The sequence below is a fragment of the Micromonospora sp. Llam0 genome, assembly GCF_003751085.1.
Lineage (GTDB): Bacteria > Actinomycetota > Actinomycetes > Mycobacteriales > Micromonosporaceae > Micromonospora_E.
In genome coordinates this window covers 2457412-2473557 of the sequence record NZ_RJJY01000002.1, presented here as the reverse complement: position 1 = coordinate 2473557, position 16146 = coordinate 2457412, and the positions used below count along the sequence as shown (strand labels likewise).

Annotated in this window: 11 protein-coding genes and 2 pseudogenes; 5 read left to right on the top strand and 8 right to left on the bottom strand. The window is 65.9% G+C overall.

Translation table 11 applies throughout. The features are described from left to right. Positions 1-187: 187 nt before the first annotated feature. A pseudogene (locus EDC02_RS38535) lies at positions 188-651 on the bottom strand (transposase); the annotation flags it as partial. Positions 652-673: 22 nt separating this feature from the next. On the opposite strand from EDC02_RS38535, the pseudogene EDC02_RS43030 reads away from it, so the two are divergent. Further along, positions 674-895, top strand: a pseudogene (locus EDC02_RS43030) (transposase); the annotation flags it as partial. A 924-nt stretch (positions 896-1819) separates the two neighbouring features. Here EDC02_RS43030 and EDC02_RS38525 read toward each other — a convergent pair. The 3 genes from EDC02_RS38525 to EDC02_RS38500 are packed head-to-tail and all read right to left on the bottom strand — an operon-like array spanning position 1820 to position 9607. Continuing rightward, positions 1820-2278: an SMI1/KNR4 family protein gene (locus EDC02_RS38525; protein WP_123606987.1), complete on the bottom strand. Its 459-nt coding sequence runs from the start codon at positions 2276-2278 to the stop codon at positions 1820-1822. Between the two features lie 30 nt (positions 2279-2308). Further along, entirely contained in the window at positions 2309-9154 is a 6846-nt protein-coding gene (locus EDC02_RS42480) for a polymorphic toxin-type HINT domain-containing protein (RefSeq protein ID WP_158632463.1), read from the bottom strand. Positions 9155-9211: 57 nt separating this feature from the next. After that, positions 9212-9607, bottom strand: a complete 396-nt coding sequence (locus EDC02_RS38500) for a hypothetical protein (RefSeq protein WP_123606983.1) — start codon at positions 9605-9607, stop codon at positions 9212-9214. Positions 9608-9880: 273 nt separating this feature from the next. On the opposite strand from EDC02_RS38500, the gene EDC02_RS38495 reads away from it, so the two are divergent. From EDC02_RS38495 to EDC02_RS42195, 4 genes are all read left to right on the top strand, one after another. Further along, the gene (locus tag EDC02_RS38495) at positions 9881-10222 is read left to right on the top strand and encodes a helix-turn-helix transcriptional regulator (protein WP_123606982.1); all 342 of its coding nucleotides are present in this window, start codon (positions 9881-9883) and stop codon (positions 10220-10222) included. Between the two features lie 145 nt (positions 10223-10367). Beyond that, on the top strand, positions 10368-10670 hold the full coding sequence (locus tag EDC02_RS42205) for a hypothetical protein (protein ID WP_233606660.1): 303 nt from the start codon (positions 10368-10370) through the stop codon (positions 10668-10670). Positions 10671-10810: 140 nt separating this feature from the next. Further along, positions 10811-11203 carry a hypothetical protein gene (locus tag EDC02_RS42200; protein WP_233606659.1) on the top strand — a complete coding sequence of 131 codons (393 nt, stop codon included), beginning with the start codon at positions 10811-10813 and terminating at the stop codon, positions 11201-11203. A 14-nt stretch (positions 11204-11217) separates the two neighbouring features. Further along, positions 11218-11691, top strand: a complete 474-nt coding sequence (locus EDC02_RS42195; protein WP_233606658.1) for a transposase — start codon at positions 11218-11220, stop codon at positions 11689-11691. Positions 11692-11795: 104 nt separating this feature from the next. On the opposite strand, the gene EDC02_RS40660 is transcribed toward EDC02_RS42195, so the two are convergent. From EDC02_RS40660 to EDC02_RS38475, 4 genes are all read right to left on the bottom strand, one after another. Then, a complete protein-coding gene (locus tag EDC02_RS40660; protein ID WP_158632462.1) occupies positions 11796-11960 on the bottom strand; it encodes a hypothetical protein in 165 nt (54 codons plus the stop codon). Between the two features lie 525 nt (positions 11961-12485). After that, a complete protein-coding gene (locus EDC02_RS38485) occupies positions 12486-12806 on the bottom strand; it encodes a hypothetical protein (protein ID WP_199758067.1) in 321 nt (106 codons plus the stop codon). A gap of 1251 nt (positions 12807-14057) precedes the next feature. Further along, on the bottom strand, positions 14058-15254 hold the full coding sequence (locus EDC02_RS38480) for a hypothetical protein (RefSeq protein ID WP_199758066.1): 1197 nt from the start codon (positions 15252-15254) through the stop codon (positions 14058-14060). Beyond that, positions 15251-16144 (bottom strand): thiopeptide-type bacteriocin biosynthesis protein, encoded by an 894-nt coding sequence (locus tag EDC02_RS38475; protein ID WP_123606980.1) that lies wholly within the window; start codon positions 16142-16144, stop codon positions 15251-15253. Before EDC02_RS38475 ends, EDC02_RS38480 begins: the two co-directional genes overlap by 4 nt. Positions 16145-16146: the final 2 nt, after the last annotated feature.

The window sequence follows — 16146 nt, the reverse complement described above, 5'->3', positions numbered from 1 at the left end:
CCGTCGGATCCAGCGCGATCTCGACTACCTCGATCTCGACTACCTCGATCTCGACTACCTCGGCCCGGACGGTACAAGACCAATGTCAGTCGACACACAACGACCAGCTCAGGGCTCACCTGAGTGGCCCCGCCGGGTCCTGCGCTTCGCGCTGCTGCCGGACCCGGTCCATCAGAGGACGTCTGATTCACGTATTTTGTCGGTGATGCGGGTTTAGCCGTATCGCCAGGTTGGGGTGGTTTCGGCGGTGAGTCGTTTGGCGAGGTTGTCGATCATCGCGATGGTGATCATGCTGGCGGAGTTGTCGGGTCGGGCTTCGTAGTCGCGTACGAGTCGGCGGTGGTGCATGAGCCAGCCGAGGGTGCGTTCGACGACCCATCGGCGTTTGACGACGCTGAAGCCCTTGGTCTGTGGGTCCTTGGTGACGATCTCGACGTCGACGCCGAGTTGGGCGCCGTGTTCGACGACGCGGTTCTTGAAGCCGGCGTCGGCCCAGGTCTTGGTGAGGGTGGGGTAGGTGGTGGTGGCCTGGTCGAGCAGGTCTGCGCCGATGGCGTTGTCGCTGGCGCTGGCGGCGGTGACGATGACGGCGAGGAGTAGTCCGAGGATGTCGGTGATGATGCCGCGTTTGCGGCCTACGATCTTCTTGGCGTTATGCCGATCCCGGCATAACGCCAAGAAGGTGTCGGAACGGAAGCGGGGCTTGGCCGTGGACGCGTTGGGGCTGGTCATCGCGGTCGCGGTTACCGCGGTGTCGGTCACCGACAACGCCGTCGGCAGCCGGCTGCTCGACAAGGTCGTCGCGCACACCCCAACGGTGAGCCGCGCCTGGGTTGACGCCGGGTTCAAGCAGGACATGGCGCTGCACGGCGCCGTCCTGGGTGTCGACGTCGAGGCACCTCCCGATCTGCGACCACACCAACCCCTGACGACCCCAACCTGCGACTGAGGACACCAGATCGCCCGACGCGTCACCCACCGGCACCCGTCAGCCGCAACAGCCCCAGACCCCGGGCAGCAGACGGGCGGATGCAGAAGCCGCGGCCAGGCGGAGTAGGGTTGGCCCTTGACGGGCCGTTAGCTCAATCGGCAGAGCTGAGGACTTTTAATACCCGGTGTACGCCTTTTCCTCCGCTACTGAATGTCAAGCGCTGTCGTCCGAATTCCTGGCCGGCAATCCAGCCGGATACCGCGCGATATCGGCAGGTCAGCGCGGCCGTCGCGCACCGTAGTCGCCTAATCGGCAGCCGATCGTGGCAAAAATCCAGTATCCAGGGGTCGGATCCGTCTAGGTCGGTGACATCCGATCACCCACGGAGCACCCACACCTCGTTCCCGGCCCGCAAGCTACGAAAGGCACGTCACGTTCTGAGGTCGGCCACGTCGCCTGCCGAAGGGCGGTCCACCCGGTCACCGAGACGTCGATGTCTCCCGGCGGAATGGTGCGGGCCAGCCGAGGTCGCCGGCGACCATGTTGGCCGCACGGCGACCCCGACCGCAGCGGTGACGTGGCCGGGGTGATCTTCCACTCCGACCAGGGCGGGGAGTACACCAGTAAACCTGTTCCAGGCGGCCTGCCAGCGGGCGAAAGTGCGCCAGTCGATGGGCTGCACCGGCTCCGGGCTGGACAACGCGGTCGCCGAGTCGTTCAACTCCACCCTTTGAGTTCGCGGCGTCGGCCGCTTCGCCACCCGGGCGCAGGCCCGGACCGCGGTCGCCGGGTTCATCGACGAGTAACGACAGACGGCACTTGACCGCTGGCCGGCTCCCACCGGCGGTCTACGAGGCCAGCAGCGAATGCCGCATTCCTCTGCCGAGGCTAGCGCCCCGCGCGAAGCCCTTTTGATGACACAAATTCATAAAAGTCGGATGCATCCAACTGGACCGCACCAGTCTCATGATCGAGAAAGCTTACCTGCTCGCCACAAAAGCCATCCTCAGAGACAAATCCCCACCAGTCACCCGTGCCAACGGGAGCAACTGATACGAAATTAGGAACGGCGAATGTTCCGGTATTGACGGAAACTAGATCTTCACTACGCCCATCCGGCGATCTGGCGGGCAAGAGTTCCACGAAGGAAAAAACGCCGCCACCGAATATTTGCATGAATCTCTTGTATTTAGACGGCAACTGGGTCCGCAAAACCGCCTCGACGGCGGCAAGATCATCCTCTGTCGCAGTCCAGGAGTCGAAGAGCTGAAATCCGGGAGGATACTGCTTACCTGCCCGTTCCATGCGGAACGACTCCACCTGAGCTTCTAGCTCTTCAAACTCCATCGCCGTCTCCTTTGTTTCGCGCTAGCCCGGCTAGTTGTCATACCAGAGGTCCGGCCCATAATGACCCCAACCCTGCTCCTGTGAGCGATACCACCAGTGTAGTTGGGTGTCTTCCGCGCGCATACCTCCGGTGACGCCTTGGTTGTTGGCGTTCGGATGGAGTTGAGAGCCAGGCCCTCGATGCACTACCTGATCAAGTTCATGAATCGGCGACCCAGGCATTTGGTCCGCGTGGTGAATCTCAATTCGGTCACCCAAGTGATTCGGACGCAAACCATGTGCGCCACGACCAATGTCACCCAGAGTCCAAGGCCCTTCGACGCGAATTGGCGGCACGTTTGGGCCTGCACCGGTCGCAGGAGCACAGTTACACCCAACACCCGACGGAGTGTTACCGCAGTTGTGTACCAGGACTGGTGTTGTGCCGGCTAGCACATAGTACGTGTGGATGTCGGTGATGGTGAGGTTATGGACCTGTGTCGTGTTGATGTGGTGCTCGACTGCGGTGATCTGGGTCCGGGTACCGGTGGAGGTTTCGAGCCACTGGCCGGCCTGGAGGTCTGCGGCGTCGATCCACTCTGATATTTCTGGGACCCAGAACGGGTGTTTGTCGGTGGCTGTGATCGTTGCCTGATCGCTGGTGTCGGTCGAGATGGTCACGTCGACGAGGTTCTTGTCGCCGTCGCCGGTGATGGTCGCTTCGACGGGTTTGGCGGCCGTCTCACCGGTTTCGGGGTCGGTGGCGAGGACCGTGTCGCCGATCTTGATCTGTTCGATGGGTTTGGTAGTGCCGTTGGCGAGGAGCACTGCGGTGCCCGGGATGAAGCTGTTTCCTCCACAACTGGCTCGAAGTTTAGGTATTTTCACTGGTATCAATGCTGCTGCGACGGTCAGGGAGTTGGTGGTAGCGGCGTAGGTGAAGCCTCCGGGGTCACCGTTTCGTACGGCTTGGATGCCGTCCCACCAGGTTGCTCCGAGGCCCCGAACTGTGTGGTAGATGCCTCGGTAGGACATGGTGTAGCCGTCGACGAAGATGCCTCCCAGCCGCTTCACGTGGCCGAATGCATTTCCCCAGTTGCCGTTCCATGCGTCCGCGATTGCCTGTCCGGCTTCGGAATAGCCGCCGCCGATATGGGAGGCGACTCCCTTGACCGCCCCGGCGATCCCTCGGCCAAAATCGGTCACAGCGTTCTTGACACCCGTGGCCGCAGATGTTTTCTTTGGTTTGGGCTTTGGTGTTGTTGTTCCTTTAAAGGTGCGATTTTTGGGTGTGCTGTAGGCGACGGTCTGTCGGCCGGTACCACTGCTGCCGCCGTTGCCTTCGAGGAAGGCGAGGCCGGTGGGGTCGGTGTAGGTGGTGGGGTTGTTGTTGGCGTAGGCGTAGGCGTTGAGGGTTTGTGGGTTGTCGGGGTTGACGAGTGGGTCGACGGAGATGAACCGTCCGAGTGTGGGGTCGTAGTGGCGTGCGCCGATGTGGGTGAGGCCGGTGGGGTCTTTGGTGCCGCCGACGAAGCCTTTGTCGTCGGGCCAGCCGGTGGGCGCAGCTCCGCGGGTGTCGCCGAAGGGAAGGGTGCGGCGGCGGGTGAGGTCGAGGGTGGTGGGGTCGACGCTGATCTGGTTGGTGCCGTGGTGGTCGGGGATGAGCCAGGTGAGGCCGGTGACGGTGCGGACGGCGATGGTGGCGCCGGCGTGTTGGTAGTGGCGGGTGCCGTCGACCTGGCCGTTGCTGGCGGTGCGGCGGAGTTCGGTGTGGCCGAGGTAGAGGGTGGTGCCGGTGGTGTCGCGGCGGATGAGCCGGTTCCCTGAGGCGTCGTAGATGTTGGTGGTGTCCAGGCCGGGTTCGGCGGTGGTGGCGAGACGGCCTTCCGCGTCCCAGGTGAGGGTCTGGGTGACACCATCGACCACGCGGGTTTGGGTGTGCCCGCCCGTCGTGTACGCGTACGTGTCGGTCCGGGTGGTCTCGCCGGTGTGGTCGACGGCGGTGACCGTGTGCGGTTGGGGGCTGCCCGGGGTGGGGTACGTGGAGGTGGCGGTCGTCGACCCGGTCGCGGACCAGGTGGTCGCGGTCAGCCGGTTCCCGGTGGTGTCGTAGGTGAAGGCCTGCCGGTAAGGGTCGGCGCCGGCGCGTTGCGGAGTGGTGCAGGTCGGGGTGGTTTCGGTCCACGCCTGGGTGAGGCGGCGCAGGTGGTCGTAGGTGAAGCATTCGGCCTGGTCGGCGACACCGGCGGTGGTGCCGGCCATCGAGGTGACGTTGCCAACCTGGTCGTAGGTGTAGCTGGTGGTCGCGGCGTCGTCCCACGCGTCGGGGGTGGTGGGGTGTTCGGTGTCGACCTGCGAGGCGGCCAGGCGGCGGGTCGCCGTCTCGACCGGTGACGACACCCGGATACGGGTACCGCCGGTGCCGAGGATGCGCTGGGCGACGGTGCCGTCGTAGTGGTAGCTGGTGGCGGAGACGAACGTGTCGGTGCCGGTGGTGAGGGTGGTGGGCAGGCCGGACGCGGTGTGGTAGCCGTAGGTGAGGGTTTCGGCGGGCAGGCCGCCGATCGCGGGCAGGCTGGTGGTCGCCGGGGCGCCGTTGTCGTGGTACGTGTGGCTGGTGGTGTAGGTGCCGGCCAGGCCGGTTTCGGCGGCGGGGATGGTGACCGTGGCACCGAGGGGCCGGTAGCCGTCGTCATACCCGGTGACCGCCGTGGTGTAGGCGTCGCCGCCGTGGTGGCGGGTCGACGAGGTCGGCAGGCCAAGCTCAAGGGTGTCGTAGGTCCACGACGCCCGCAGTGCGCCGGTGGAGGTGTCGTCGCGGAGTTCGGTGGGCCGGCCGAGGTTGTCGTAGCCGTGCCAGAGGGTTTCACCGCGGCCGTCGGTGGTGGTGACCACCTGGCCGGCGTTGTCGTAGGTGCTGGTGGAGGTGCCGGCGTCCGGGTCGACGGTGCCGGTACGCCGGCCGAGCAGGTCGTAGGTGTAGGTCCACTGGTTCCCGGCCGGGTCGGTGACCGTGGTCAGCTCGTCACGCGGGCTGTAGCCGTAGCTGGTCTCCTCGTAGGCGCCGGTCGGCGAGGAGCCGGTGTGTTGGCGTAGCGCGGTCTGCCGGCCCCGGGCGTCGATGATCGACGTGGTCGGGGTGCCGCCGGTGGGTGGGTCGACCGTGACCCGGTCACCGTCGTAGCCGGTCACGGTCTCCCACTGCAGGGTGTTCGCCGACCACAACTGGGTACGGGTGGGCCGGCCGGCGCCGTCGTACACGGTGCGGGTCTGCGAGTCGATAGCGGTGTCGGCGAAGGTGACCAGGCTGCCGGTCGGCCCGGACGCGTCGTTGTAGAACGTGGACGTCTTGACCGTCTGGCCGCGTACGTCGTACTGGGTGTCGCTGATGGTGCGTTTACCGTCCGGGGCGGTGACCTGTGTCTGCCGGGGGCGCAGCAGTCCGTCGTAGATGTCGTAGCTGTCGATCTGGTTGCCGTTCGGTCCCAGGGCGCGGGTCCGGATGTGGCTGGGCGCGGTCTTGGTGATCGTGTACGCGTACTCGAGGTCGGGTGTCTCGGTGGTGGGCCGGCCGGGAGCCCACACCGTGGTCAGCCGGCCGAGTGGGTCGTACACGCCGGTGGAGACTTTGTCGTTGATGTCGCTGACCTCGGTCGGCAGGCCACGACGCGGGTCGAGGGTCGTGGTGGCGTCGTGACCGAGCGGGTTGGTGGCCGTGACGGCCGTCGTCGGCGCACCGGACGCCGGGGTGTAGGCGGTGGTCGTGGTCCGGTTGAGGGCGTCGGTGACGGTCAACGGCCGGCCGTGGCTGTCGTAGGTGGTGGTGCCGGTGGTGAGGTAGGTCGGGGTAGTGCCGTCGTGGGACCGCGCTGTCTCGACCTTGGTGACCAGGCCGCGGGTCGGCGCGGTGGTGTGGCTGGTGGCGCCGTCGCGGTAGAAACGGGTGTCGGACAGCAGATCGTTCGGGTAGGACGGGGTGGTGCCGCACGGCGTCGCGACGGTCTCCACCCGCGACGCGGTGTCGATCAGCCACGGGGCGCCGGTGTTGCGGGCGTACGTGTACCGGGTGCACACGTCGTCGGCGAGGGTGGACACGTCACCCCGGTCGTCGGAGGAGATCAGGGTGCCGTAGGTGGTGTCCCAGGTGTCGACGGTCCGGGTGTGCCGCCACGTGCCGTCGTGTTCCAGCCACGTGTACCCGATCGTGGTGACGACCCGGGAGATCACCGACTGCCAGGTGGCCGGCTGGGCGTGGACCGGATCCTCCTCACGCAGGGAGGTGCCGTAGCCGGCCACCTGCTGGATCGTCCGGTTCAGCTGCTGCCCGCCCGGCGCGGCGTAGTCGATCCGCTCGTACAGGAAACCGGCCCGCCACCAGTCGTCGCCGTGCACCGCGCCGTCCGTGCCGGTCAACGTCACGCTACGGGTGCCCTCACCGGCGTCGGTGCGGTCCCGGTGCATCCCCCGGAAGTACAGGTACCGGGACTGCGTCTGATGCCCGCTCCCGGTGCCGGTGGTCACCGTCACCGTCGGCCAGCCACGGAAATCCGACCACGTCCGCAACGGCAACGACCGCGACCACACGTCCGCGTCGTTGTGATGCCACAACACCGTCGACGTCGCCCCCGCCGTCGAATACGCGTAGCTGTGCGTCACCGCCGGTGAACCACCGACCAGGTCCCGCTCCACCACCTGCGTCACCCGGTACTTGTTCCACCACGACCACCCCGCCGGCGACCCGTCCGGCTTGTAGTACTGCGGGAAACACCGCTTCGAGTTGTGGTCCGGATCCGCCTGCGACGACACCGTGCAGTCCGAACCCTGATAGGTGATCTCGATCCGCCCACCCGACTCGGTGTTGATCTCGGTGACCCGGTACTTGTTCGTCACCGGCACCGCCGCCGACACGTTGTGGTCCGTCCGGTTCGCGTACCGGGTCCCGCCGAACGTCACCGCCGGCAACGCCGCCTGCCCACCGGCCAGACCCGTCCGCTGGATGCCCGACAGCCACAACGACGGCGGATTCAACGCGCTCGACTCGTTCGTCGACGGGAAGCCGTGGCTCAGATCCCACCGGTCCACGTCCTGATACACCCCGCCGACCCGCACCTGCGTCGTCACCGACGTCAACCGCTTCGCCGTGAAGTACGACGGCCCGATGTTGTTGTTGCACGGCGCCGCGTCACACTGCAGATCCCACGGCGTGTCCGGCCAGTTCGCCGTGTTCGGCGAACTCCCACTCCAACACGACGACAGACACCGGTCACCCACCGCGAACAACACCCGCATCGGCGGGTTCACCGTGTCCGCCTCACCACCGGCCACCGTGCCGTACTCCACCCGCCGCAGCGCACTCCCCCGGTCGTACTGCACCTGATACGTGCCCGTCCCGGTGATCCCCGCCCGGCTCAACTCCCGGTCGTACCAGTACGACATCGAGTTCCCGTGGACATCCACCACATAATCCAGATTCCACCGATACGCCATGAAACACCGCGAATAGTAGAAACCGTCCGAGCGGTAACACGGCTCCCACGTGTGGTTCGCGAAAACACCCTGCCCCATCACCGAGTTCGTCTCACGATCCCCCGCGTTCCACCCCGGCAACCGCTGCCGACCGAAGTAGAACTGCGTACCGTCCGTCGTGGTCAACCGCCACGCCTCACCGTTGTGCGTGTAACCGTGCCGGCCGGTCAACAACTCGATCCGGGAACCGTCATCGTTGGCCAGCCGCCACTTCCCGTCCCCGTCACCCAGCACGATCTCCGTCGACTGCCCCCGCCACACCAGCTTCGCGTTCGGCTCCCGCCAACACGGATCCGGCGTCGCGTTCGTGTAATGCGCCGGAAACCCCTCAAGATCATCACTACACGTCCGGTACGACCGCTCGATGAACCCCGGATGGAAATCCCAACCCTCACCGATCCACGACGGCTGCGAGTTCTCCCCGTTCGTCCGACCATCCACCGCCGACGACGAATACCCGAACGACACCTCCGGCTCCAACCCACCCGGCGACGGCGGCACCTCCAACGGATACGACCACGAGAACCCACCCCCCGACCGGCCCGCCTGCCACGACGCCGACTGCCCCAACGACGTCCGCTTGAACGACCCCGTCTCCCCGTCACCCGCCGCCAACAACCCCACCACCACACCACCACCAGAAACAGCGGCGTCGACCCGACCCGCCCCCGCCCCGCCAGCGGACAACTCCACATCCACCCCGATCCGCCCCACCAACGGATCATTCCGCGAACCCAACCCCACCGGCCCGGCACACTCCGGATCCGACGTCTCCACCAACGCGCACTCCGACAACCCCACCAACCGCAACCGCGACGCCCACGCCGCACCGAACGCCCCCGCGAACCCCGAATAGTCCAACTCCAACCGCACCCCACCACCGGCCACCGACTCACCCTCGACCGCTACCCGCACCACCAACGCCGCCCCCGCCGCCGACGCCTCAACCGGATCCACCACCTCCACCCGCACCCGGTCCGGCACCTCCGACGCATCCGCCCAATCAGGCCACACCCGCCCCGACAACACGTCACCCACCGGCTCCGGAGCCGACAACACCACCGGCAGACCACCCACATCCACCGCCGCCGACCCCGACGACAAATCCGCCACCACCGACGCCGCCCTCGGCCACACCGGAGGCACCGGCGCGAAGTCCGCCACCGACGCCCCGTCATCCACCCCCGCCGGCACATGCTCCGCCACCGCCACCGACCGCAGGCCCACATCCGGCTCCGCCGCCGTCCCCACCGGCGCCGCCACCGCCCGCGGAGCCGCCAACACCGACGCCACCACCACCAACACCAACACCGCCGCGACCCGGCGACGCACACCCGACAACCAGAACCGGTTGACCCGACGACCCGACATCAGCGCCACCCCCCAGAATCAAGACAACAGACTGCCAGCAACGTGGTGGACACACCATCACCGACCGACATGGAGTGATCGGTTGCGCGCGTAGACGTGCAGGGCGTTGGATCCCTCGCCCGGTGGGGTGAGGGTCAACGTCACGCTCGCCCCGAGGACGACGGTCACCGTGGTGCCTGCCGGGCTGCTCCAGCCGTACACGTAGGCGACCACATCGGGCGACGACGTGCTGAAGGTGAACTCACCCGCGACGTCCCGGCCGCCGTGCGACACGCCGTCGTCGGGGTAGTCGACCGAGGTCACGGTCGGCGCCGGCACCGGGTCTCCGGGTGGATCGGCGACCGCCGCCCCGGGTGTGCTCAGCGTCAGTACGGCGGCGGTGGCGGCCAGGATCTGTGGCCAGCGATGTCGTGGGCGGCTCGGACGGATCGGCGGCGTCTGGGCAGCATCCACTAGGGACCCCCGTGGCTATGCGACATGTACGTCCGACCCTAGAGATCCATGTCCATATCTGTAAAGGGGGCATCACGATCCGCTACCACAAACCTCCCTCACCGGACATCGAACAACACAGAGTCATCAGTCGGGTACGACTGGCCAGGCGTACAACTCTGACGAAAACTCGTCGACGTTGAGCCGAGCCACCCGTCCACCGATCGACGGAGTTCATAAGTCCACTAGTGACGGCAGGATGGGTCAGGTCGAGCATCCCAGGAGGTGGTAGCCATGTCTCCGTCCGTGTTGAACTCGTCCGTACCGCGCCGACGACTGGGCCGGGAGCTGCGTCAGCTGCGCGAACGGCTGACCCAGCTGCCGCAGACGTCGGTCGCCAGCGAACTGGAGTGGTCGGCGACGAAGCTGTGGCGGATGGAGCGCGGCGAGGTCCCGGTCCGCTCCGGCGACGTCGTGCTGCTCTGCGAGTTGTACGGCGTCGACGAGGAGACCACCGAGATCCTTGCCGCCTTGGCAACCAAGTCACCCGGTCTCTTCGGGACGCCTCGCAGGCGTGAAAATGGGGGTCAGGTCGCCCGTCGACGTCGCCTGTTCTTGGTCCGTGTGAGGCCGTAACCAAGTCTGACGCCGGGGCCCGGACCTCATGGGTCACGCACTGTTGCTTCGAGCACGCCGGTCAAATTTCGGTTCCCGACCAAGGCCCCCGGGCGACCGCCTGTACCAACGGTTGATCACGGGGTGAAGGAGGACGTGGATCAGAATGCGTGGGGTACCCGAGGAGATCCCGGATGCGGAGTCCGAACAGGTTCTGGCGTGGGTGTGTGCGATCGACGTGGCCAAGGAGTCCGGGATGGCCTGTACCCGGATACCTGGCCCGAGCGGGCGGCGGGTCAGCCGGGTGTGGCAGGTGGCGGCGACCACGAAAGCGGTCAGTGACCTCGCCACGGATCTGGTCGCGGTGGGAGTGGAGAAGGTCACCGTGGAGAGCGTCGGACTACTGGCGGATCTGGTTCTACCTGCTGGAGGCCGCCGGGTTGGACGTGTAGTTGGTCAACGCCCGTGACGTGAAGAACGTGCCCGGGCGGCCAAAGACCGACAAGCTGGACGCGGTGTGGTTGGCCAAGCTCACCGAGAAGGGTCTGTTGCGGCCCTCTTTCGTGCCCCCGACACCGATCCCTGCTGCGCGACTGCACACGGCTGCGGGTGGACCTCATCCGGGACCGTACCCGCTACTGGTCGAGGTTGGAGAAGCTGGTCGAAGACGCCCTGATCAAGGTGTCGTCGGTGGCCTCCACCCTGAAGACGGTCTCGACGCGGGACATGATCGAGGCGTTGATCGCCGGTCAACGCGATCCGCGAGCACTGGCAGATCTGGTCCGTGGCGCCATGCGTGGTATACGCACCGCTCTCATCGAGGCGCTCACCGGCCGGTTCGACGCCCATCACGGCGAGTTGGCCCGCGTCCTGCTCGACCAGATCGACCGTCTGGACACCGAGATCGCGAAGGTCACGCAGCGGATCGGGGTGTTGCTCGACCAGATCGATTCGCCTCCGCCATCACAGACCCCGGCGGCCGTGACGACGCTTCGGCGATGAACGCCCGACGGCGCTTGGCCGAGATCCCGGGTATCAACACCGAGTCCGCGCAACTGATCATCGCGGAGATCGGTCTGGACATGACGCGATTTCCCACTGCAGGCCACCTGGTGTCCTGGGCGAAGCTGTGTCCACGCACCATCCAGTCCGGTACCAGCCTCACCGCAGGCAAGACCGGCAAAGGTAACCCGTACCTCAAAGGCGCGCTCGGTAGCGCCGCGGCCACGAGCGCCTGCGGCAAGGGCACGTTCCTGTCCGCACGCTACCGGCGCCTGGTCAAACGTCGAGGCAAAGGCAAGGCCCTCGTCGCCGTCGCCCGGTCCATCCTCGTGATCATCTGGCACCTGCTGGCTGACCCGACCACCCGTTTCCACGACCTCGGCGCCGATTACCACGACCGCCGTGTCAACACCATCCGCAAGACCAACAACCTGGTCCGGCAACTCGAAGCCCTCGGTCACACCGTCACCCTGCAACCAGCGATCTGACCCCACACCCGACCCCGCCCGGCTGGCTAATCGACACCGGGCAAGCTCCGTACGCCCAAAACCCGTCGTGGTACAGGTCCATTTAGGGTGGTGTCGGGAGCCTATTACGGCAGGGAGCCGACGAAGCGGCACGCCCGGTCGACGCCGTCGAGGCAGAGCGGACGGCTGCGGAATTCGGCGATGCCGACCAGGCCGTGGTCGCCGAGCTCGGCGCACCGGCGGCGCAGGCGGGTCCAGTCCAGGTTCAGGTAGTCGGCGAGAGCCTGCACCCGACTTAGGTCACGTTAATGATCATCTTCCAATCTCAGCGCTGTGACCTGCCGCGTTGCTCGCGATCCCGCCAGAATTTGCGCACTAACCGGCACTACGGCCTCGCCAAAAGGTCCGTGCTCTGGTAGTTCTTCACGCCTTTCAGGAAGGGTGAGACCATCCGATGTAGATGGACAACCGGACCGAAGAGCTCCAGAGTCTCCGACCGCGAGGCGTGGACCAGGGTCCACGCGAGCAGATGCCGAGTATCCGTCAAGCCGACGCGCCGCTATCCAGAGGGAAGTGTCCCTTCGGTTGGTGCGCTCAACGTGCGACACCACGACCACCAGCGGAAACACCGCGCTGATCGTCGTGCGCACTAAATGACCCAAGTCGGATGCGTGCGGGCGTTGACGGCCCGTCCCGCGACGATCCGACGCTCCAGCGAATGCCGCCACTGTCTATCGGCATCGTCGTTGGTGGCGATGTATGCGGATGGGATCAGGTCGGCGAGATGGTTCAGAAGGCTGTTGGGAGCTACCCAGTCATAGAAGATGAACGATCTCGGTGTGTCCATCTTTGTTCTGAAATGTCAGATGGCCTCCGCCGCGCTCGATCAGCTCAAGTACGACGTCGTAGACAACGAGGGCTCGGTTGATGCTGTCGGTCTTCGTGTCCTTTGTCTTGGAGCACGCAGAATCGAGAGCATCGACTGCACGTGGCGTGAGGTTGACCGTAACTCGCACGAGTCCCCTGCCGACTTCCATGCCGGACTCACTCTTCGCGCCCGATCCTTCAGGCTGACTCGGCAGCGAACCACCCGGCCCGGAGGGCCAGACCGGCTGCTTGGGAAGCTTGTCAGCCATGATCGCCGCCCTCCCTGGTTGCATGAGGTGCAGGCGATTCGCCCCATGTCGGCAATGCCTGCATGCGTCCCGGGTTGATCACGAGTCCCCTTCGCTTTGACCGCGCGCTTTACTCTTCTACAGAGGTAGCTCTGGTAGGTGCGCCAGTCTGCCTCATCTAGCGGCCGTGCACCAGCCCATGTCAACCGGCTGACTTTCGAGGTCAGTGGGGGTGTCGGACAAATAGTGCGACGCTGGCTCCTCGAGTTGTCAGACTCGTCCACCGCCGACGACGATAGCCGAAATGATGTCACATCAGTTCACTTTCCGACGCAGGTGGCGCCGCCGAATACATCAGATGTACTCTCGCCGATGCAGTCCAGCGTACGCGGATCGTACGGTCCGGCATCAGAACTGAGAAAGGCTCACCATTCATGCACCTCCCCGGCCTAGCCGACAACGAGTCACCCAGCGAAAGGGGGTACGCCGCAGATGTTCGCGGCAGCTTTCGTAGGTTGGCAAACGAAGATGATGAATGCGAGCAGGATTCCGCACTGCCAAAAGCGCCACAACCAGTGTCCGTCGGAGACTCCCTGGACTCGCGCGTCCAAAGAATCGGAACTAAACCGAGATAACGGCACTGAATGCGTGGGGTAAGTCTTAACGCTAAGGCTGAATGCTTAGGTCGAATTGTCTCGACTGAGACACCAAGGACCTGCAGTGCGATTCGTTCGACGAAAGATAATTAGCGCAGGAACCATCAGATCCGACTTGATTCACAAAGACCGTCCGGGTGGCGCGCGTCAGGTTGAACCGAATGGCTGCCGCCGGAAGGAAAGGAGAAGGACCCAGTGCAGACCCCGAGGAAGGCGCCAGTCGGTAGCCTGACCCTGGTTGCCTGTATCGCTATCTGCGCCACACTTTGGATCGTGCTTGCCAGCGGGGAGAAAACAGCGGGTGTGGCCCAAGCGGGCGTCGCAGCTATCAGCACTGTCGCGTTGGCCGCTATCGGAGCTATCACGGTTCCGGCCCGGAACCAGCGCAACCGGTCTGGCCGTTCATAGCTTCAAGTCAAGCAGGGTGAGTCCTTGTCTCGACACAGCCGAGTCGGAGCGCGCCGAGAAATCAACGCCGACCAGGTTGCATAGAGCGGCGGCTGGGAGAACCCCCCTGGTGAACCCCCAGATTGGACGTTGGCCGCTCCGCCGAGCGGAGCGGAGCGGTCCGGATGCGGTTGCGGGACTGCCGGACGGGGTGCGCCTCCCCCGGAAGTCATCCGCCCAGCCGTCTCGGAATGGACGGGAATGTTGCCCGATCAGGGGCGGTGGACGGGTGCCCGTGGTGGTCGCCGGGGTGCCGGGTTGATCGATTTCCCTCCTCGCCTTGCGTCGTCGGTGTGAGGACGGATTCGGCGATGTCTAGGGCCTGGGTGAGTTGGGCGAGTGTTGAATCTGGTAGCTCGGCGGCGTCGAGTCCGCAGGCGTCAACGCGGTTGCTGAGTTGACGCATCTGCTGCTCGGTGAGTACCTCGCTGGCCACAGGGTGTGTGAGGAGGTCGCGGGCTGCGTAGCCGTCATGTGCCGCGTGGCGATAGATGTCGATGATGATCGACCTGGTCACAGGCTGGTGGGCAGCGCCGAGTGCGTCGGTGAGGCAGAGTCCGAGGCGGGTACGGAACACGGCGAGGCCGGCTGCGGTCGTGCTCAGTGTTTGGAAGGCGTGGACCGCCCGGCTGCGGTCGGTGTGCGTGGGGTTCTGCCGGCAGAGCAGGGTGAGGCAAGCGGTTACTGCTTGTTCCCAGGTTTCGCCCGGTTCGGTGTCGTGTAGCAGGCTCAGTGCCTGGTTGTGTCTGCCGGCGGCGGCGTTGGCGATGACGGCGATCTGTCGGCCGTCGAGCATGCGGCGGCCGATGCCCCGGTGGTGTTCGAGTCGGCGGTGGGCGTCGTCCCATCGGCCGGCGGCTGCGAGGGCGTGGGCGCCGCTAGACAGCAGGACTGCCCACAGCCAGCGGCGAAGGTCGCGGTGCTCGGTCCGGTCGGGCAACAGGCGTGAGGCGGGAACGGTGACGCCGTCGATGTTGATGTCCGTTCGGGTGGTAACTGCTAGGTAGAGGCGTTCCAGCGTCATCCATGCTCCGGCGCCGTCGCCAGCTCGGGTGCGTAGGCGGGCGAGGTTGATGAGGGGTTCAAGACTGTGTGTCGCTGAGCGGACGTCGCGGGGTGGGCGGGCGAGGGAGACACGGGCGAGCCGGGCCGACCATTGGCGGGCTAGGTCGGGTAGTCCGCAGTCGGACGCGAGTAGCGCCGCGAGGTTGAATACGGAGGTCGCGGCGGCAGTGTCGCGGTTGCATGCGGCGGTGACGGCTCGGCGCTGCAGGTCGGTCACGCGTTCGGCGAGTGGGGTGCAGGTAGGTCTGGGGCGGGCGACGAGGGGAAAGCGTCGGGCTTGTTGGCCTAGGCGATCCGTCATTTCGCGGTTCCCGGACCGGTGGCGATGTTTGGTTTGGTCGTCGCGGCCTGCTCCGGGCTGCGTTTCTCGGGTCGCGCGGCTGGGTCGGGGCCGAAGACGGTGTCCGCGGCGTGGGTGGCGAGAACGGCTTGGGTGGTGGCGGGTAGGCCGAGTCTGTTCATCGCGAAGATGATGTGGTGGGCGAGGACGTCACGGAGGCCTCGGTGTAGGTGTCCCGTCGTGGCGAGGTGGGCGAGGTCGTGGCCGGCGGTGGCGAACGCGCCGGCCCAGTCGGACGCTGTGGCGGACGGCCCGTCTGGGACAGCGGTTGTGGTTAGGTTGATGCTCATCAGCCGACGCAGGGCTGAATGAATCGCTGCGGCGTCGTGTAGGCCGAGGTCGGCGGGTGAGGGCCGGTGGTCAGCGACCCGGACCCATACGTCGCCTTGTTCGTACCAGTCGAGTCCGGCGGCACGGAGCAGGGCGGTGGACAGAATCATGGCGAGTTCTCGCCGACGGCGGTCGGTGGGGTGCTCTGCCGTGGCCGCGAGGTAGGTCAGCACGTGCCGGCTGTCGGCGTGCCAGAGCCGGTGTGCGACGGCCATCGCTTCGACTCCGCCGAAGGCGCGTGTCTCGGGCTCGTATACACCGTCGACGGCGTGCCGTATGTGTTCGTCGCGGGTGAGGGAGTCGAGATGGTCCAGCACATGCGACCGTGTTCGTGCAGGTTGATGGGCGGGCAGGTAGCGCAGCCGCCATCGGGGTGTCTTGCGGATGAAGAACCAGGCTGTGATGAGTTTGTCGGTTTCTGCTTCGGTGAGCAGCGGCATCAGATGGGTGACGGCGAGGTGTTCGGTCTGGGCCGGGTCGGGTGGCTCGATGGTGACCTGTAGCCAGGGTGTGGGGTTCACGA

Coding starts and splice junctions, on each gene's coding strand:
- EDC02_RS38525 (WP_123606987.1), bottom strand. CDS start 2,278: ATGGAGTTTGAAGAGCTAGAAGCTCAGGTGGAGTCGTTCCGCATGGAA.
- EDC02_RS42480 (WP_158632463.1), bottom strand. CDS start 9,154: ATGTCGGGTCGTCGGGTCAACCGGTTCTGGTTGTCGGGTGTGCGTCGC.
- EDC02_RS38495 (WP_123606982.1), top strand. CDS start 9,881: ATGTCTCCGTCCGTGTTGAACTCGTCCGTACCGCGCCGACGACTGGGC.
- EDC02_RS42205 (WP_233606660.1), top strand. CDS start 10,368: ATGCGTGGGGTACCCGAGGAGATCCCGGATGCGGAGTCCGAACAGGTT.
- EDC02_RS38485 (WP_199758067.1), bottom strand. CDS start 12,806: ATGGCTGACAAGCTTCCCAAGCAGCCGGTCTGGCCCTCCGGGCCGGGT.
- EDC02_RS38480 (WP_199758066.1), bottom strand. CDS start 15,254: ATGACGGATCGCCTAGGCCAACAAGCCCGACGCTTTCCCCTCGTCGCC.